Here is a 16,661-nt window from a genome sequence, read left to right as displayed (position 1 = left end):
TTCGCGCCGGGCGCCCAGGCTCTCGACAGGCGCGGGCGCCCCGACATTTGACACTTTAGAGCAATTGCTCTAAAAATTCCCGAACGACAATAACAACCGCCCCGCCAAGGTGCCGCCATGCCCGCCGATCTCGCCCTGATCACCCCGCTGCCGTCCGTCCACCCCCAGGATGCCGGGCCGCTGGAAGCGCTTCTCTCCCGGCAACGCGCCGCCTTTCGGGCCGATCCGATGCCTTCCGCCGAGGCGCGCATCCGCCGCCTCGGCGATCTGCACCGGTTGCTGCTCGATGAACAGCAGGCGATCGTCGCCGCCATAAACGCGGACTTCGGCAACCGCTCGGCCGATGAAACCCTGCTCGCCGAAATCATGCCCTGCCTGCACGGCATCGCTTATGCCCGCAAGCGCCTGCGCAAATGGATGAAGCCCTCGCGGCGCGCCGTGGGGCTGCAGTTCCAGCCGGCCAGCGCCCAGGTGGTTTACCAGCCGCTGGGAGTGATCGGCGTGATGGTGCCGTGGAACTACCCACTGTTTCTCGCCCTCGGTCCGGCGATCGGCGCGCTGTCGGCGGGTAACCGGGTGATGATCAAGATGAGCGAATCGACACCCGCCACCTCGCGCCTGCTCAAGACCCTGCTGGCGAAGATCTATCCGGAAGACCTGGTGGCGGTGGTCGAGGGCGACGTCGAGGTGGGCATCGCCTTCTCGCGCCTGGCCTTCGACCACCTGTTATTCACCGGCGCCACGGGCATCGGCCGCCAGGTGATGCGCGCGGCGGCGGACAACCTCGTGCCGGTGACCCTCGAACTGGGCGGCAAGTCTCCGGTGATCATCAGCGCCGAGGCGCCGATGGCGCAGGCCGCCGAGCGCATCGCCTGGGGCAAGACGCTGAACGCCGGGCAGACCTGCATCGCCCCGGACTACGTGCTGGTGCCGCGGGCGCGCCTGCAGGAATTCGTCGCCGCCTACCGCGAGGCGGTGCAGCGCTTCTTCCCGGCGCTGGAGAACAATCCGGACTACACGACGATCATCAACCCGCGCCAGCTGGCCCGGCTCAACGACTACCTGAGCGATGCCCAGGCACATGGCGCAACCCTGCTGCCGCTGTTCCCGCAGAGCCAGGGCGCGCGCCTGGCGCACACCCTGTTGCTGGACGTGAACGACGAGATGCGCGTGATGCAGGACGAGATCTTCGGTCCGCTGCTGCCGGTGATTCCCTACGGGACGCTCGACGAGGCGCTGGACTACGTCAACGCGCGGCCACGCCCGCTGGCGCTGTACTTCTTCGGCTACGACAAGGCCGAGCAGCGCCGCGTGCTGGCGCAGACCCACTCGGGTGGCGTCTGCCTCAACGACACCCTACTGCACGTCGCGCAGGACGACGTGCCCTTCGGCGGCGTCGGCCCCTCGGGCATGGGCCACTACCACGGCCACGAGGGATTCCTCACCTTCAGCAAGGCCAAGGCGGTGTTCAGCAAACCGCGCTTCAACGCCGCGCGCATGATCTACCCGCCCTACGGCAAGGCGATCCAGAAGCTGGTCTACAGACTGTTCATCCGCTGACGCGGTGCGGCGAACCCTAGAGTGACCACACGAATGACCAACACCACGCTTTCCACCCCGGCGCTCAGCCGCCGCGGCCTGCTCAGGGTCGGCCTGGTCGGCTCGGCGTTCCTCGCCACCGCCGGCTTCGGCGCCGCGCTCAGCGGTTGTTCGGCGAGCAGCCCGGCCAGCGGCTATACCGTGCTGCGCGAAACCGACCTGCCCTTTCTCCGCGCACTGATCCCGGTAATGCTCGAAGGCGGGGTGCCTGCCGCGCAGATGCCCGCGGCGATCGACGGCACCCTGCAGAGCCTCGACTACAGCCTCGACCACCTCTCCCCGGAATTGCTCACGCTGACCCTGCAACTGTTCGACGTGCTCGCCCTGCCGATCACCCGCGGGCCGCTGACCGGCGTGTGGGGCAGTTGGGACAACGCCGGAGCCGACGACATCCGCCAGTTCCTCGCACGCTGGCAGGACAGCTCCATCTCCCTGTTGCGCATGGGCCACGAGTCCCTGCTCAAGCTGGTGATGATGGCCTGGTACAGCCGCCAGGAGTCCTGGGCGCATTGCGGCTATCCCGGCCCGCCGACGATCTGACGATGGCGGCGCGTCGCCCGCCAGCCCGCAAGCGCGTTGCGAATTCGGACCCCATAAGAACAAGAGAGAAGCCTGAATGCCCGTACCCGATCCGTTCCGCGAAGGCCTGGCCCGCGGCTGGAAGACCCACGACGGCTCGCGCCTGGAAAGCGACCTGACCCTGGAATGCGACGTGGCCATCGTCGGCACCGGCGCCGGCGGCGGCACCACGGCGGAAATCCTCAGCGCCGCCGGCTACAAGGTGCTGCTGATCGAGGAAGGTCCGCTGAAGACCAGCAGCGACTTCAAGATGCAGGAGGCCGAGGCGTACCCGAGCCTCTATCAGGAAGGCATCGGCCGGATGAGCAAGGACGGCGCCATCGTCATCCTCCAGGGTCGCGCAGTGGGCGGCACCACGCTGGTCAACTGGACCTCCAGCTTCCGCACCCCGGAGCCGACCCTCGAACACTGGGCAAGCGAGTACGACGTCAGGGGCCACAGCGCCGCCGAGATGGCGCCCTGGTTCGCGCGCATGGAGGAGCGCCTCGGCGTGACGCCCTGGGCGCTGCCGCCGAACGGCAACAACGACGTGCTGCGCATGGGCTGCGAGAAGCTCGGCTATCACTGGAAAGTCATCCCGCGCAACGTCCGTGGTTGCTGGAACATCGGTTACTGCGGCATGGGCTGCCCGACCAACGCCAAACAATCGATGCTGGTGACGACCATTCCGGCAACCCTCGACAAGGGCGGCGAGCTGCTCTACCTGGCTCGCGCCGACAAACTGCTGCTCGACGGCGACAAGGTCACCGGGTTGAGCTGCCAGGCGCTGGACGCACGCTGCGTGGCGCCGACCGGGCGACGCATCACGGTCAAGGCGCGGCATTACGTGCTCGCCGGCGGCGGCATCAACACCCCGGCGATCCTCCTGCGCTCCGCCGCGCCGGACCCGCACGGGCGCACCGGCAAGCGCACCTTCCTGCACTTGGTGAACTTCTCCGCCGCGCAGTTCGAGCAGGTCATCAACCCGTTCTACGGGGCACCGCAGTCGATCTATTCGGACCATTTCCAGTGGGACGACGGCCCCACAGGGCGGATGTCCTTCAAGCTCGAAGTGCCGCCGCTACAACCGGCGCTGTCCTCCACCCTGCTCGGCCGCTTCGGCGAGGAAAACGCGCTGCGCATGGAACAGTTGCCGCACACCAACGTGATGCTCGCCCTGCTGCGCGACGGCTTCCACCCGCAGAGCACGGGCGGCAGCGTGGAGCTGCGCGGCGACGGCTCGCCTGTGCTCGATTATCAGGTCAGCGACTACGCCTGGGACGGCCTGCGCCGGTCCTTCCAGACCATGGCCGAGATCCAGTTCGCCGCCGGCGCCAAGGCGGTGCTGCCGCTGCACGCCGACGCCAACTACGTGACCACGCCAAAGGCCGCGCGCGAGCTGATCGACGGCCTGCGCCTGGAGCTGTTCCGCACGCGCCTGGGCAGTGCCCACGTGATGGGCGGCTGCGCCATGGGCGAGGACCCCAAACGGTCGGTCGCCGACAGCCTGGGCCGGCATCACCAGTTGCAGAACCTGTCGATCCACGACGGCTCGCTGTTCCCCACCAGCATCGGCGCCAACCCGCAGCTGTCGGTCTACGGGCTCACCGCCCAGCTGGCCACGCACCTGGCCGAGCGGCTGAAGGCGTGAGCCGCGCAGCACCGCTTCGGCGCGGCGCGCATCCCGCCCATTCGCCACAAGAATGCCGACGATCACGCCATCGCGCCCCGCTTGGCCGCTCCGGCCTGCTGCGCTACCATCCGGGTCCCCTTGATCCTGCCAGGACATCGCGATGAACCGAGTGCTGTACCCGGGTACGTTCGACCCCATCACCCAGGGGCACGGCGATCTCATCGAACGCGCATCGAAACTGTTCGACAGCGTGGTCATCGCCGTCGCCGCCAACCCGAAGAAGAACCCGCTGTTCCCCCTGGAGCAACGCGTCGAACTGGCCCGCGAAGTGACCCGGCACCTGCCCAACGTCGAGGTGGTCGGCTTCTCCACGCTGCTGGCGCATTTCGTCAAGGAGCAGCAGGCCAACATCATCCTGCGCGGCCTGCGCGCGGTGTCCGACTTCGAGTACGAATTCCAGCTGGCGAACATGAACCGTCAACTGGCGCCGGACGTGGAGAGCCTGTTCCTCACGCCGTCGGAGCACTACTCCTACATCTCCTCGACGCTAGTCCGCGAGATCGCCAACCTCGGCGGCGACATCACCAAGTTCGTTCATCCGGCGGTCGCCCGGGCCCTCGCGCAACGCTTCAAGCGCTGAGCGGGAACCCTTCGCGCGCGGCCGGATCGAACGCCGCGCCCCTACCCATTCGCCGCCGCGGCGTGCAAGCCCGGCGACGATGCGGCACAATTTACGGCCACCTTGCCAGTGCCCAGGCCGTTCGCCTCGGCAGGAGTTGTTCGATGTCCCTGAAAATCACCGACGATTGCATCAACTGCGACGTCTGCGAACCCGAGTGCCCGAACGGGGCGATTTCCCAAGGCGAGGAGATCTACGTCATCGATCCCAACCTGTGCACCGAGTGCGTCGGCCACTACGACGAACCGCAGTGCCAGCAGGTGTGTCCGGTGGACTGCATTCCCCTCGACGAGGCGCGCGTCGAGACTCGGGAGCAGTTGATGAGCAAGTACCTGATCATCACGGGCAAGGCCTGACATGCGCCGCTTGCAGCGGGCGTTCCTCGGCTTCGCCGCCCTCCTTCTCGTCTGCACCGCCCAGGCCCAGAGCACCGGCGAGGCCGCCGTCGCCAGTGCGCACCCGCAGGCCACCGCCGCCGGCCGGGAAATCCTCGATGACGGCGGCAACGCCTTCGACGCCGCCGTCGCCGTGGCCGCCGCGCTGGCGGTGGTCGAACCCTACGGCTCGGGACTCGGCGGAGGCGGCTTCTTCCTGCTGCGCCGCCCGGGCGATCCGCTGCGCTACAACTTCCTCGACGCCCGTGAGCGCGCTCCGCAGGCCGCCAATGCCGACCTCTACCGGCGCGACGGCGCCGTGCAGCCGCGGCTGTCCCTCGACGGCGCGCTGGCCGCGGCGGTTCCCGGCCTGCCGGCGGCGCTGGTCGACCTCTCCGCACGCTACGGCAAGCTGCCGCTCAAACGCGCGCTGGCGCCGGCGATCCGGCTAGCCCGCGACGGTTTCGCGGTCGACGCCGTCTACCGCGAACGCGCCGCCTGGCGCCTCGCCGCGCTGCGCGACGATGCGGAAAGCGCACGGCTGTTCCTGGTGGACGGCGACGTCCCGACCGAAGGCAGCGTGCTGCGCCAGCCGGAACTGGCCGCCACCCTAGAAGCACTGGCCGAACAGGGCCGCGACGGGTTCTACAAGGGCGCCGTGGCGCAGCGGCTGGTCGACGGCGTGCGCGCCGCCGGTGGCATCTGGACCCTGGAAGACCTGGACAAGTACCGCGTGGTCGAACGCACGCCGCTGCGTTTCGCCCTCGCCGGCGGCCGCGAGCTGATCGCTGCGCCGCCGCCCTCGGCCGGCGGCATGGCCCTGGCGCAGAGCCTCGCCATGCTGCAGCAACTGCCGCTGGCGGAGGCCGACAAGCTGCAGCGCGCGCACTACGTCACCGAAGTGCTACGCCGCGCTTACCGCGACCGCGGCCTGCTCGGCGACCCGGATTTCGTCGCCGCGCCGCTGGCCAAGCTGCTGCGCGCCGATTACCTGAAGGGCCTCGCCGCTGGCATCGACCCGACCAGGGCCACCCCGAGCGCCGAACTGCCGCCCTCGCCCGCCTGGCGCGAAGGCGATAACACCACGCACTTCGCCGTGCTCGACGCCGACGGGCGCGCGGTCGCCGCCACCCTATCGATCAACCTGCCCTTCGGCGCCGCCTTCAGCCCGGCCGGCAGCGGCGTGCTGCTCAACGACGAGATGGACGACTTCGCAGCCGATCCGCAGGGTTCCAATACCTACGCGCTCAGCGGCAGCCAGGCCAACGCCATCGCCCCCGGCAAGCGCCCGCTGTCGAGCATGAGCCCCACCTTCATCGAGAGCCGCGACGACTTCGCTGCCTTCGGCACGCCCGGCGGCAGCCGCATCCCGAGCATGGTGCTGCTCGCCGTGCTGGACTACCTCGACGGCAAGCCGGTGGCCGAATGGCCGAAGACGCCACGCTTCCATCATCAATACCTGCCGGACGTGCTGGAGTACGAGGCGGATGCCTTCAGCGCCGCGGAAGTCGCCGAGCTGCAGGCGCGCGGCTATACGCTCAGGCAGGTCGACCGGCGCTACGGCAATTTGCAGGTGCTGCGCTGGCACAAGCCGTCCAACCGCGTCGAAGCCGCCAGCGACCCCCGCGGCATCGGCACCGCCGCGGTGTTTCCGAGGGCCATGAAAAAGCCGGTCGATTGACCGGCTTTTCTTTGCAGCGGGGTTCGCCTCAGTCGGCGTGGTTGTAACCGGTGGTGGTGCAGCCCAGGCAACGCACGAAGGCAGCCTTGCCGGGATCGACCACCAGCGCCTTGCCAGAGTCGCCGATGCTGCCACTCGCAGCGGTGAACGGCAGTGCCACGACGAACGCAGCCGCGCCGATCACGGTCGCCGCGATCAGCAGGGGCCGCGCAATAACCAGATCGCCGATCATTGCATACGCAGGTGGCGCCTCGACGGTGTACATCGGGTCGCCGGACGAGTTCTCCTCCACTACCTGCCCGGCCTGGGCAGGCAAAGCCAGCGAGACGGTGGTCAGCGCCAAGACAAGAGCAGTGCAACGAAACAGGTTCATCGGGCGGTCCTTCAGGGGATGCGGGGCGTTGGCCGTAACTATAACAGCGCCGCGGCAATTGTCAGCGTGCGCTTCTTATCATCGCCGAGAGGTCACGCCTCAGCGCTGGCAGCGGCCGCAATACACGCTGGCGCGCTGGCCCAGGCGAACCTCGCGCAGGGTGCTGCCGCAGACCTTGCAGAACTCGCCGCCACGACCGTAGACGAACAGCTCCTGCTGGAAATAGCCGGGCAGCCCGTCGCCGCCGACGAAGTCGCGCAGGGTCGTGCCGCCGCGCTCGATGGCATGCGCGAGGATGCGCTTGATCTCCTGCGCCAGGCGCTGGTAACGCGCCCTGGAGATCGCGCCCGCCGCGCGCCGTGGGTCGATGCCGGCGGCGAAAAGCGCCTCGCTGGCGTAGATGTTGCCCACCCCGACCACCACCGCGTTGTCCATGATGAACGGCTTGACCGCCATCGAACGCCCGCGCGACAGCTCGAACAGGCGCTCGCCGTCGAAGGCGTCGGTCAGCGGCTCCGGCCCGAGGTTGCGCAGCAGCTCGTGGGCCAGCGGATCGGCGCTCCAGAGCAGCGCGCCGAAGCGGCGCGGGTCGGTGTAGCGCAGCGACATCCCCGACTCCAGCTCGAAATCCACGTGTTCGTGCTTCAGCGCCGGCTGGCCACTGGGCACCAGGCGCAGGCTGCCGGACATGCCCAGGTGGGCGATCAGCGTGCCGCTCTCGGCCTGCAGCAGCAGGTACTTGGCGCGCCGCTGGACGTGTTCGATGCGCTGCCCGGACAGGCGCACGTCGAGGTCCTCGGGAATCGGCCAGCGCAGGCGCCGCTCACGCACGATCACCCGCTCGACGCGCTGACCTTCGACGTGGGGAGCGATGCCGCGGCGGGTGGTTTCGACTTCGGGTAATTCGGGCATGGGAACGTCGGGCTGCCAGGGAGGGGTAAGGCGCGGGAAAAGCGCATCGAGCGATCCGCAAGGTGCGCATGGCGCACCCTACGGGCAGTGGCTAGCCCACGCCCAGCTCGCGGATGCTTTCCTTGAGGGTTTCGTAGTCGTACTCGGAGAGGCCGATGTAATCCAGCACGTAAGGCCGCACCACGTGCCACTCGTGGTCCTCGGTCTGGCCGCCGAGCACCCGGTAGCAGCCGCAGATGTGTTCGGCCATCTTGAGGATCGCCAGCAGGTTCTTCAGTTGGCTGTCGCGCCCGGAGTCCTCGCTGAAGATCGCCAGCGCGTTGTGGTGGTTGGCGATCGCCTCGCAGAGGTGCGGGTTGAGGTTCCACGAACGCGCCGTGTAGTAACCGACCACCGCGTGGTTGGTGTTGAGCAGGCGGTTTTCCGTATCCACCACGCGGCGCTCGGCGGTGGTGCTGGCGTAGGCCTCCTCCAGCACGCTCATGTAGTGCGGGAAGCGCTTGAGCATCAGCGGGATGCCGCAGTTGTGGAACAGCCCCAGCGCGTAGGCCTCGTCCACCGCCTGGATGCCGACGCGCTTGGCCAGCGTCAGGCAGGTCATGGCGACGTCCTGCGCGGTGTCCCAGAAGCGGTTCAGGGTGACGATGGTCTCGTCGCTCATCTCGCCCCGGATCGACTGCGCGTTGATGATGTTGATCACGCTGTTGCAACCCAGCAGGTTCACCGCGCGCTGGATCGAGCTGACCTTGTTGGCCAGGCCGAAGTAGGGCGAGTTGACGATCTTCAGCAGCGCGCCGGACAAACCGGGGTCCTGGCTGATCAGCTTGGCGATCGCCTTGAGGTCCGGGTTGGGCATGAGCTGCTCCATCTGCAGGTCGACCATGATCTGCGGTTGGGGCGGCACGCTGATGCCTTGCAGGGCCTTGCGGATCTGTTCGGAGGAGAGTTCCTGGGACATGTCGGGTACATCGGTGAAGTGGGGGGAATTGCCGCAGTTTGCCATTTGCAGCTCGTCCGCGACACCGAACTTTCACCTGAGGCGCCGTTCGGTATTTCTTGCACGGCGCAGCGCGCAAGCTGGCCCCGCCAGGCTCTGCGAGGGGGCTTGCAGGCTGCGCCCCAGACCTTCGAGGAGAGATCATGAACGCATCGCTGAACGGCAAGAAAGTCGCCATCCTGGTCACCGACGGTTTCGAGCAGGTCGAGCTGACCGGCCCCAAGGACGCCCTGGAAAAGGCCGGCGCGACGGCCCACATCATTTCCGCCAAGACCGGCAAGGTCACCGGCTGGAACCACACCACGCCAGCCGACACCTTCGAGGTCGACAAGACCTTCGAGAGCGCCAATATCGACGATTACGACGCCGTGCTGCTGCCCGGCGGCGTGGTCAACGGCGACACCATCCGCACCGACGAGAAGGCCCAGGCGCTGGTCAAGGGCGCGGCGAACGCGAACAAGCCGATCGCGGTGATCTGCCACGGCGGCTGGATTCTCGCCAGCAGCGGCCTGGTCAAGGGCAAGACCATGACCAGCTGGCCATCGCTGACCGACGACCTGAAGAACGCCGGCGCCAACTGGATCGACCAGCAGGTGGTGGTGGACGGCACGCTGATCAGCAGCCGCAAGCCCGATGACATCCCGGCCTTCAGCCAGAAGCTGATCGACGTGCTGGCCGCCTGATCGCGACACAGACGAAAAAGCCCGGCGATGCCGGGCTTTTTCGTTCGCGGTTCAGGTCAGGCGCTTGCCGCCACACCCAGTACGCCGCCGATCATGCTTCCGGTTTCCTCCAGGTCGATGTGCCACTGCATCGCCTCGCGCAGCAGGTGCGGGGTGTGACCACCCTTGGCGCAGGCACGCTCGAAGTAGTCGTTCAGCGCCGCGCGGTAGCTGGGGTGCACGCAATGGTCGATCACTGCCCGCGCCCGTTCGCGCGGAGCGAGGCCGCGCAGGTCGGCCAGGCCCTGCTCGGTGACCAGGATGTCGACGTCGTGCTCGGTGTGGTCGACGTGGCTGACCATCGGCACCACGCTGGAGATCGCGCCGCCCTTGGCGATGGACTTGGTGACGAAGATCGCCAGGTGCGCGTTGCGGGCGAAATCGCCGCTGCCACCGATACCGTTCATCATTTTCGTGCCGCCGACGTGGGTCGAGTTGACATTGCCGTAGAGGTCGAACTCCAGCGCCGTGTTGATGCCGATGATGCCGAGGCGGCGCACCACTTCCGGGTGGTTGGAGATTTCCTGCGGGCGCAGCACCAGCTTGTCCTTGTACTTCTCCAGATTGCCGAACACCTCGGCATTGCGCCGCGCCGACAGGGTGATCGAACTGCCCGAGGCAAAGCGCAGCTTGCCGGCGTCGATCAGGTCGAAGGTGGAGTCCTGCAGCACCTCGGAATACATGCTGAGGTTCTCGAACGGCGACTCGATCAGCCCGCACATCACCGCGTTGGCGATGCTGCCGATGCCGGCCTGCAGCGGGCCGAGGCTGTCGCTCATGCGCCCGGCCGCCACTTCGCCCTTGAAGAAATCGATCAGGTGGTCGGCGATGGCCTGAGTCTCCGCATCCGGCGGCAGCACGGTGGATGGCGAATCCGCCTGGTTGCTGACGACGATGGCGACGATCTTCTCCGGCGGGATCGGAATCGCCCCGCTGCCGATGCGGTCGTCCACGCGGGTCAGCGGGATCGGCGTGCGGGTGGGCCGGTAGGTGGGGATGTAGATGTCGTGCAGGCCTTCCAGATTCGGGTTGTGCGCCAGGTTGATCTCGACGATTACCCGCTTGGCGAAGATCGCGAAGCTGGCCGAGTTGCCCACCGAGGTGGTCGGCACGATGTGGCCGTCCTCGGTGATCGCGACCGCTTCGATCACGGCGATGTCCGGCAGCTTGAGCTGGTGGTTGCGCAGCTGCTCGACGGTTTCCGAGAGGTGCTGGTCGATGAACATCACGCTGCCGTCGTTGATCGCCTTGCGCAGCGTGGCGTCGACCTGGAACGGCATGCGCCGGGCCAGCACGCCGGCCTCGGTGAGCTGCTTGTCGAGGTCATTGCCGAGGCTGGCGCCGGTCATCAGGCTGATCTGCAGCGGATGCTTGCGGGCCCGCTCGGCCAGCGCGCGCGGCACCGCCTTGGCTTCACCGGCGCGGGTGAAACCGCTCATGCCGACGGTCATGCCGTCTTCGATCAGCGCGGCGGCTTGCTCCGCACTCATCAGTTTGTCGAGCAGGGAGGGCAGGCGCACACGGTCGGAATGCATGGTTGGGGTCTCGCGAGCTGGGCTGGAAGGTGCGCAGCGTAGTCGATGCAAGACCCTACGAAACGTGCGTCATACCAAAGTCGCAGGCGCGCCCGGTGCGCAACTGGCGCCCGGTCCACTGCCTGTGCTGAGATGCGCGCTCATTCCCGACGCCGACCGCCATGCCCTCCTCCGCCCTCGACCTGCTCGCCGCCCATCGGTTCTTCCACGACCTGCCGCCGACCGAGCTGGAGACCCTTTCCGGCAGCCTGCAGCGCTGCCGCTTTCCCGCCGGCGACCTGCCGTTTCGCAGCGGCGAGCAGGCCCGACGCTGCCTGCTGCTCGGCGACGGCGAGGTGCAGGTGCTGCGCTTCGGCCTGGATGGCGAGGAGCGCGTGCTCGGCCAGTTCGGCCGCGGCGAGCTGATCGCGGTGGCGGCGCTGTTCATGGCCGACGGTCGCTACCCGGCCAGCGCCCGCGCGCAGACCACGGTGTCCGGCTGGTGGCTGCCACGCGAGGCCCTGCACCGGCTCTGCGCGGCGCACCCGGCGCTGTCCCTGCGCCTGCTGCAGAGCGTCAGCGGCAGCCTGTTGCGCAGCGTGGACCTGGGCGAGCGGCTGGCGGCGGATTCCTGCGCCCAGCGACTGGCCGGCTATCTGCTGGAACAACGCGGCGTCCAGGGTAACGACGACCTGAAGTTGCCGCTGCGCCTCGGCCAGCTTGCCGCGAGCCTGGGCATGCGCGGCGAAACCCTCAGCCGGCAACTCGCCGACTGGCGCCGCCAGGGGCTGATCAGCGGGCGCGGCACCGCCGTCACCCTGCTCGACGCCGACGCCCTGCAGCGCCTGCGTTCAGCCCGATAGCCCGTCCACCCGGGGCTGGCACAGCCAACCCGCATAACGCGCCAGGAACATCCCGAACGCCAGCAGCCAGAGCAGGCCGGCGAGCACCAGCGCGCCTTGCGGCAGCCACGTCGGCAAGAGTACGCGGGCGAACGCCGCCGCATTCAGCGCGACGAACGCCCAGCGCATGCCCGCCGGTGGCAACAGCGGACGGCCGCTGTGGCCCAGGGAGACCCGCGCCATCATCGCCAGGATCAACCCGGCCAGCCCGCCGACGGTGAGCGCGTGCAGCGCGGCGCTGCCGTTATCGATCAACCCGAGGTGCCAGGCGGCCATGCCCAGCAGCGCCAGCACCAGCCAGGCGTAGGCCAGGTGTAGCGACCAGAGCAGCGGCACGCGCCACAGGCCCTTGTCGTACCAGCGCGACAGGCGAATGCCGTGGAGCACGCCCACCAGGCCGAACGGCAGCGCCATCCAGGCGCGTGGCTGCAGATCGAGGCCCGCCGCCGCGAGCACCGCGAGCACGGCCAACCCGGCCAGCGCCGGGCGCTCCAGCCACTTCAGGGCCGGCACCGCCTGCGTCCGACCGAGACCGCGCTGAGTGAAGAACGGAATCACCCGCCCGCCGATGATTCCGCTCAGCGCCGCCAGCAGCCAGAGCGCCGCATGCGCGCCCTGGCGCTGCCAGTCGGCGCGATCGAGCAGTTGCCCGGCCACCGCCAGGCCATCGGCGAGGGCGAACAGCAGCAGCACGCCGACCAGCGGGTAGTTGTTGCGCTGCCGTGCGCGCCACAGGCTGCGGCCCAGCGCGAAGGCCAGCAACGGCAGGAAGGCCAGCTCCAGCGCCGCGCAGAACGCCAGCGGCGCGCCGCCAAGCCAGGCCAGGCGCGTCAGCAGCCAGAGCAGGAACAGCGCGGCCAGCGGCGGGCCCGACAGCGCCTGGGCGCCGGTCCAGTTCGGCACCGCGGTGAGCAGGAAACCGGCCACCGCGGCCACGCCGAAGCCGAACGGCATCTCGTGCAGGTGCCAGGCCAGCCAACCGCCGGTCGGCTGCCAGACCGGGGCGCCGGAGAGCGCCAGGAGCCACAGGCCCAGCGCCACGCAGGCATAGGCGGCGCAGCCGAGAAAGAACGGCCGGAAGCCCAGGCGCCAGAGCGGAAAGCCCAGCGCGGGTCGGGAAATCTGAAGCATGGGGCACCTCCATCGATGAGCGCGCCGACTCTGCGCCGCGCCGTTTGTCTGGCGCCATGAGAAATGTCAAATCCTGCACGGCGACGACTATCCGGCTAGAATTCCACTCCCCTTCCGGAGATGAACATGTCCTTACCCAGCCTGCGCCTCAAAGCCAACGCCGATCGCCGCCTGCGTGCCGGTCACCTGTGGGTGTACAGCAACGAGATCGACGTGGCCGCCTCGCCGCTCGCCGGCTTCGCTGCCGGCGACCAGGCGATCCTCGAGGCAGCCGGAGGCAAGCCACTGGGCATCGTCGCCCTCTCGCCGAACAACCTGATCTGCGCCCGCCTGATGTCCCGTGACACCAAGCACGTTCTGGACAAGTCGCTGCTGGTGCACCGCATCAAGGTCGCCCTGTCGCTGCGCGAGCGGCTGTTCGACAAGCCCTTCTACCGCCTGGTATTCGGCGACTCCGACCTGCTCCCCGGGCTGGTGGTCGACCGCTTCGGCGACATCCTGGTGGCCCAGCTCGCCTCGGCGACCATGGAGCGCTACAAGGACGACGTGCTCGCCGCGCTGGTCCAGGTGCTCAAGCCCAGCGGCATCCTCTGGAAGAACGACTCCGCCGCGCGCGACGCGGAAGGCCTGGAGCGCTACGTCAGCGTCGCCCATGGCGAAGTGCCGGAGTGGGTCGGGCTGGAAGAGAACGGCGTGAAGTTCGAGGCGCCGGTGATGGAAGGCCAGAAGACCGGCTGGTTCTACGACCACCGCATGAACCGCGCGCGCCTGGCGCCCTACGTCAAGGGCAAGCGCGTGCTCGACCTGTTCAGCTACATCGGCGGCTGGGGCGTGCAGGCCGCGGCCTTCGGCGCCAGCGAAGTGATGTGCGTCGACGCCTCGGCCTTCGCCCTCGACGGCGTGCAGCGCAACGCCGCGCTGAACGGCCTGACCGACCAGGTGATCAGCGTGGAAGGCGACGTCTTCGAGGCGCTGAAGGAGCTCAAGGCCGCCGAGGAGCGTTTCGACGTGGTGGTCGCCGATCCGCCGGCCTTCATCAAGCGCAAGAAGGACTTCAAGAACGGCGAGGCCGCCTACCGCCGCCTCAACGAGCAGGCGATGCGCCTGCTGAACAAGGACGGCATCCTGGTCAGCGCGTCCTGCTCGATGCACCTGCCGGAGGACGACCTGCAGAACGTCCTGCTCGGCAGCGCCCGCCACCTCGACCGCCACATGCAGCTGCTCGAACGCGGCGCCCAGGGCCCGGACCATCCGGTGCACCCGGCCATCGCCGAAACGCGCTACATCAAGAGCCTGATCTGTCGTCTGCTGCCGAGCGCCTGAGCGGCGCCGCCTGCGCCGCACCCTCCCGCGCCCCCTGCATCTTCGCCGTCAGCGGCGTTTCACCGGGGCGCGACTCGAGCCGCAGGCATGTGCCTTCGCCGACCACGGCGAAGCACGCCTGAATACACCGAGCCGGACCAACGACACCGCCCCCGCCGCCCGGCCAGCCTTTCCCTCGGCGCGAGCTGCGGCGTAGAATCGCAGCATTCCCTGCCATCCATCCTTCGGCGGGCCTGAGTTTGGGCCACGCGAGCGGTGATCCCGCCTCGCCCTTCGGCCATCGCGTACGCACGGTCAACGCCGTTTGCATCCGTTTTTCGCGACGCTCACCATACGCCTCATAACGACCTGATCAGCCGCAGGAAACCGTCATGCCCGATTACCGTTCGAAAACCTCCACCCACGGCCGCAACATGGCCGGCGCCCGCGCCCTCTGGCGCGCCACCGGGATGAAGGACGAAGACTTCAAGAAGCCGATCATCGCCATCGCCAACTCCTTCACCCAGTTCGTGCCCGGCCACGTGCACCTGAAGGACCTCGGCCAGCTGGTCGCCCGCGAGATCGAGAAACACGGCGGCGTGGCGAAGGAATTCAACACCATCGCCGTGGACGACGGCATCGCCATGGGCCACGACGGCATGCTCTATTCGCTGCCCAGCCGCGAGATCATCGCCGACTCCGTCGAGTACATGGTCAACGCGCACTGCGCCGACGCCATCGTCTGCATCTCCAACTGCGACAAGATCACCCCCGGCATGCTGATGGCCGCGCTGCGCCTGAACATCCCGGTGGTGTTCGTTTCCGGCGGGCCGATGGAAGCCGGCAAGACCAAGCTGGCCAGCCACGGGCTGGACCTGGTCGACGCGATGGTCATCGCCGCCGACTCCAGCGCCTCCGACGAGAAGGTCGCCGAATACGAGCGCAGCGCCTGCCCGACCTGCGGCAGCTGCTCCGGCATGTTCACCGCCAACTCAATGAACTGCCTGGTCGAAGCCCTCGGCCTGGCGCTGCCGGGCAACGGCTCGCTGCTGGCCACCCACGCCGACCGCGAACAGCTGTTCCTCCAGGCCGGGCGCACCGCCGTCGAGCTGTGCCGCCGCTACTACGGCGAGAACGACGCCTCGGTGCTGCCGCGCAATATCGCCAACCGCGCGGCCTTCGAGAACGCCATGACCCTGGACATCGCCATGGGCGGCTCGACCAACACCATCCTGCACCTGCTGGCCGCCGCCCAGGAGGCGGAGCTGGACTTCGACCTGCGCGCCATCGACGACCTGTCGCGCAAGGTGCCGCAGCTGTGCAAGGTGGCGCCGAACACGCCGAAGTACCACATGGAAGACGTGCACCGCGCCGGCGGCATCATCGGCATCCTCGGTGAGCTGGCCCGTGGCGGCCTGATCAACACCGACCTGCCGACCGTGCACAGCCGCACCTTAGGCGAAGGCATCGAGAAATGGGACATCACCGTCACCCAGGACGAGTCGGTGAAGACCTTCTACAAGGCCGGCCCGGCCGGCATCCCGACGCAGACCGCGTTCAGCCAGGCGACCCGTTGGGAAACCCTGGACGACGACCGCGCCGAAGGCTGCATCCGCAGCGTCGAGCACGCCTTCTCGAAGGAAGGCGGGCTGGCGGTGCTCTACGGCAACATCGCCCTCGACGGCTGCGTGGTGAAAACCGCCGGCGTCGACGAGTCGATTCACGTCTTCGAGGGCCGCGCCAAGGTCTTCGAGAGCCAGGACGGCGCGGTGAAGGGCATCCTCAACGACGAGGTGCAGCCTGGCGATATCGTGATCATCCGCTACGAAGGCCCGAAGGGCGGTCCGGGCATGCAGGAAATGCTCTATCCGACCTCGTACCTGAAGTCCAAGGGCCTCGGCAAACAGTGCGCGCTGCTCACCGACGGGCGCTTCTCCGGCGGCACCTCGGGGCTGTCCATCGGCCACGCCTCGCCGGAAGCCGCGGCTGGTGGCGCCATTGGCCTGGTGCGCGACGGCGACAAGGTGCTGATCGACATTCCGAAGCGCTCGATCAACCTGCTGGTGAGCGACGAGGAACTTGCCCATCGCCGTATCGAACAGGACAAGAAAGGCTGGAAGCCCGCCGCCCCGCGCGCGCGCAAGGTAACTACCGCGCTGAAGGCCTACGCCCTGCTCGCCACCAGCGCCGACAAGGGCGCGGTACGTAACAAGGCGCTGCTCGACGGCTGATCCCGACCGGCATGCCCACACGAAAAAGCCCGGCAACCGCCGGGCTTTTTTTC

The 16,661-nt window shown here is 68.2% G+C and carries 15 protein-coding genes; 10 read left to right on the top strand and 5 right to left on the bottom strand.

What is annotated here, in order from left to right; translation table 11 throughout:
- Positions 1-117: 117 nt before the first annotated feature.
- The 6 genes from QMX85_RS06470 (at position 118) to ggt (ending at position 6,524) form a co-directional block, all read left to right on the top strand.
- Positions 118-1,560, top strand: coding sequence for a coniferyl aldehyde dehydrogenase (locus QMX85_RS06470; protein WP_282339322.1), 1,443 nt, complete (start codon positions 118-120; stop codon positions 1,558-1,560).
- Between the two features lie 33 nt (positions 1,561-1,593).
- On the top strand, positions 1,594-2,139 hold the full coding sequence (locus QMX85_RS06465) for a twin-arginine translocation pathway signal protein (protein WP_282339321.1): 546 nt from the start codon (positions 1,594-1,596) through the stop codon (positions 2,137-2,139).
- Positions 2,140-2,215: 76 nt separating this feature from the next.
- Positions 2,216-3,808 carry a GMC family oxidoreductase gene (locus QMX85_RS06460; RefSeq protein ID WP_282339320.1) on the top strand — a complete coding sequence of 531 codons (1,593 nt, stop codon included), beginning with the start codon at positions 2,216-2,218 and terminating at the stop codon, positions 3,806-3,808.
- A 142-nt stretch (positions 3,809-3,950) separates the two neighbouring features.
- Positions 3,951-4,430 carry a pantetheine-phosphate adenylyltransferase gene (gene coaD / locus QMX85_RS06455; RefSeq protein ID WP_090224188.1) on the top strand — a complete coding sequence of 160 codons (480 nt, stop codon included), beginning with the start codon at positions 3,951-3,953 and terminating at the stop codon, positions 4,428-4,430.
- Positions 4,431-4,573: 143 nt separating this feature from the next.
- Complete coding sequence (locus tag QMX85_RS06450) at positions 4,574-4,825, top strand: YfhL family 4Fe-4S dicluster ferredoxin (protein ID WP_058163014.1); 252 nt, start codon at positions 4,574-4,576, stop codon at positions 4,823-4,825.
- Position 4,826: 1 nt separating this feature from the next.
- Positions 4,827-6,524 carry a gamma-glutamyltransferase gene (ggt, locus tag QMX85_RS06445; RefSeq protein WP_282339319.1) on the top strand — a complete coding sequence of 566 codons (1,698 nt, stop codon included), beginning with the start codon at positions 4,827-4,829 and terminating at the stop codon, positions 6,522-6,524.
- Positions 6,525-6,552: 28 nt separating this feature from the next.
- Here the strand turns inward: ggt and QMX85_RS06440 are convergent, their stop codons facing one another.
- The 3 genes from QMX85_RS06440 to QMX85_RS06430 form a co-directional block, all read right to left on the bottom strand.
- The gene (locus tag QMX85_RS06440) at positions 6,553-6,897 is read right to left on the bottom strand and encodes a multidrug transporter (RefSeq protein WP_282339318.1); all 345 of its coding nucleotides are present in this window, start codon (positions 6,895-6,897) and stop codon (positions 6,553-6,555) included.
- A gap of 99 nt (positions 6,898-6,996) precedes the next feature.
- The gene (gene mutM, locus QMX85_RS06435; RefSeq protein WP_090224193.1) at positions 6,997-7,809 is read right to left on the bottom strand and encodes a bifunctional DNA-formamidopyrimidine glycosylase/DNA-(apurinic or apyrimidinic site) lyase; all 813 of its coding nucleotides are present in this window, start codon (positions 7,807-7,809) and stop codon (positions 6,997-6,999) included.
- Between the two features lie 91 nt (positions 7,810-7,900).
- Positions 7,901-8,713 carry an HDOD domain-containing protein gene (locus QMX85_RS06430; protein WP_175534289.1) on the bottom strand — a complete coding sequence of 271 codons (813 nt, stop codon included), beginning with the start codon at positions 8,711-8,713 and terminating at the stop codon, positions 7,901-7,903.
- A gap of 236 nt (positions 8,714-8,949) precedes the next feature.
- Between QMX85_RS06430 and QMX85_RS06425 the strand changes: the two genes are divergently transcribed.
- A complete protein-coding gene (locus tag QMX85_RS06425; RefSeq protein ID WP_090224196.1) occupies positions 8,950-9,489 on the top strand; it encodes a type 1 glutamine amidotransferase domain-containing protein in 540 nt (179 codons plus the stop codon).
- Positions 9,490-9,545: 56 nt separating this feature from the next.
- On the opposite strand, the gene QMX85_RS06420 is transcribed toward QMX85_RS06425, so the two are convergent.
- Positions 9,546-11,063, bottom strand: a complete 1,518-nt coding sequence (locus QMX85_RS06420; protein ID WP_282339317.1) for an acetyl-CoA hydrolase/transferase family protein — start codon at positions 11,061-11,063, stop codon at positions 9,546-9,548.
- A gap of 161 nt (positions 11,064-11,224) precedes the next feature.
- Between QMX85_RS06420 and QMX85_RS06415 the strand changes: the two genes are divergently transcribed.
- Positions 11,225-11,905, top strand: coding sequence for a Crp/Fnr family transcriptional regulator (locus QMX85_RS06415; RefSeq protein WP_282339316.1), 681 nt, complete (start codon positions 11,225-11,227; stop codon positions 11,903-11,905).
- Here QMX85_RS06415 and QMX85_RS06410 read toward each other — a convergent pair.
- Positions 11,894-13,075, bottom strand: coding sequence for an NnrS family protein (locus tag QMX85_RS06410; RefSeq protein WP_282339315.1), 1,182 nt, complete (start codon positions 13,073-13,075; stop codon positions 11,894-11,896). The genes QMX85_RS06415 and QMX85_RS06410 overlap by 12 nt on opposite strands.
- Before the next feature lie 126 nt (positions 13,076-13,201).
- On the opposite strand from QMX85_RS06410, the gene QMX85_RS06405 reads away from it, so the two are divergent.
- Together QMX85_RS06405 and ilvD are read left to right on the top strand one after the other, a co-directional pair.
- Positions 13,202-14,398 (top strand): class I SAM-dependent rRNA methyltransferase, encoded by a 1,197-nt coding sequence (locus QMX85_RS06405; protein ID WP_090224203.1) that lies wholly within the window; start codon positions 13,202-13,204, stop codon positions 14,396-14,398.
- Positions 14,399-14,769: 371 nt separating this feature from the next.
- Positions 14,770-16,608 carry a dihydroxy-acid dehydratase gene (gene ilvD, locus QMX85_RS06400; protein WP_282339314.1) on the top strand — a complete coding sequence of 613 codons (1,839 nt, stop codon included), beginning with the start codon at positions 14,770-14,772 and terminating at the stop codon, positions 16,606-16,608.
- Positions 16,609-16,661 lie beyond the last annotated feature (53 nt).

The organism is Pseudomonas sp. PS02288 (assembly GCF_029959715.1).
In the GTDB taxonomy this organism is placed as follows: domain Bacteria; phylum Pseudomonadota; class Gammaproteobacteria; order Pseudomonadales; family Pseudomonadaceae; genus Pseudomonas_O; species Pseudomonas_O kuykendallii.
The sequence above is the reverse complement of the archived record's forward strand: the minus strand, read 5'-3'. Positions and strand labels throughout refer to the sequence as shown.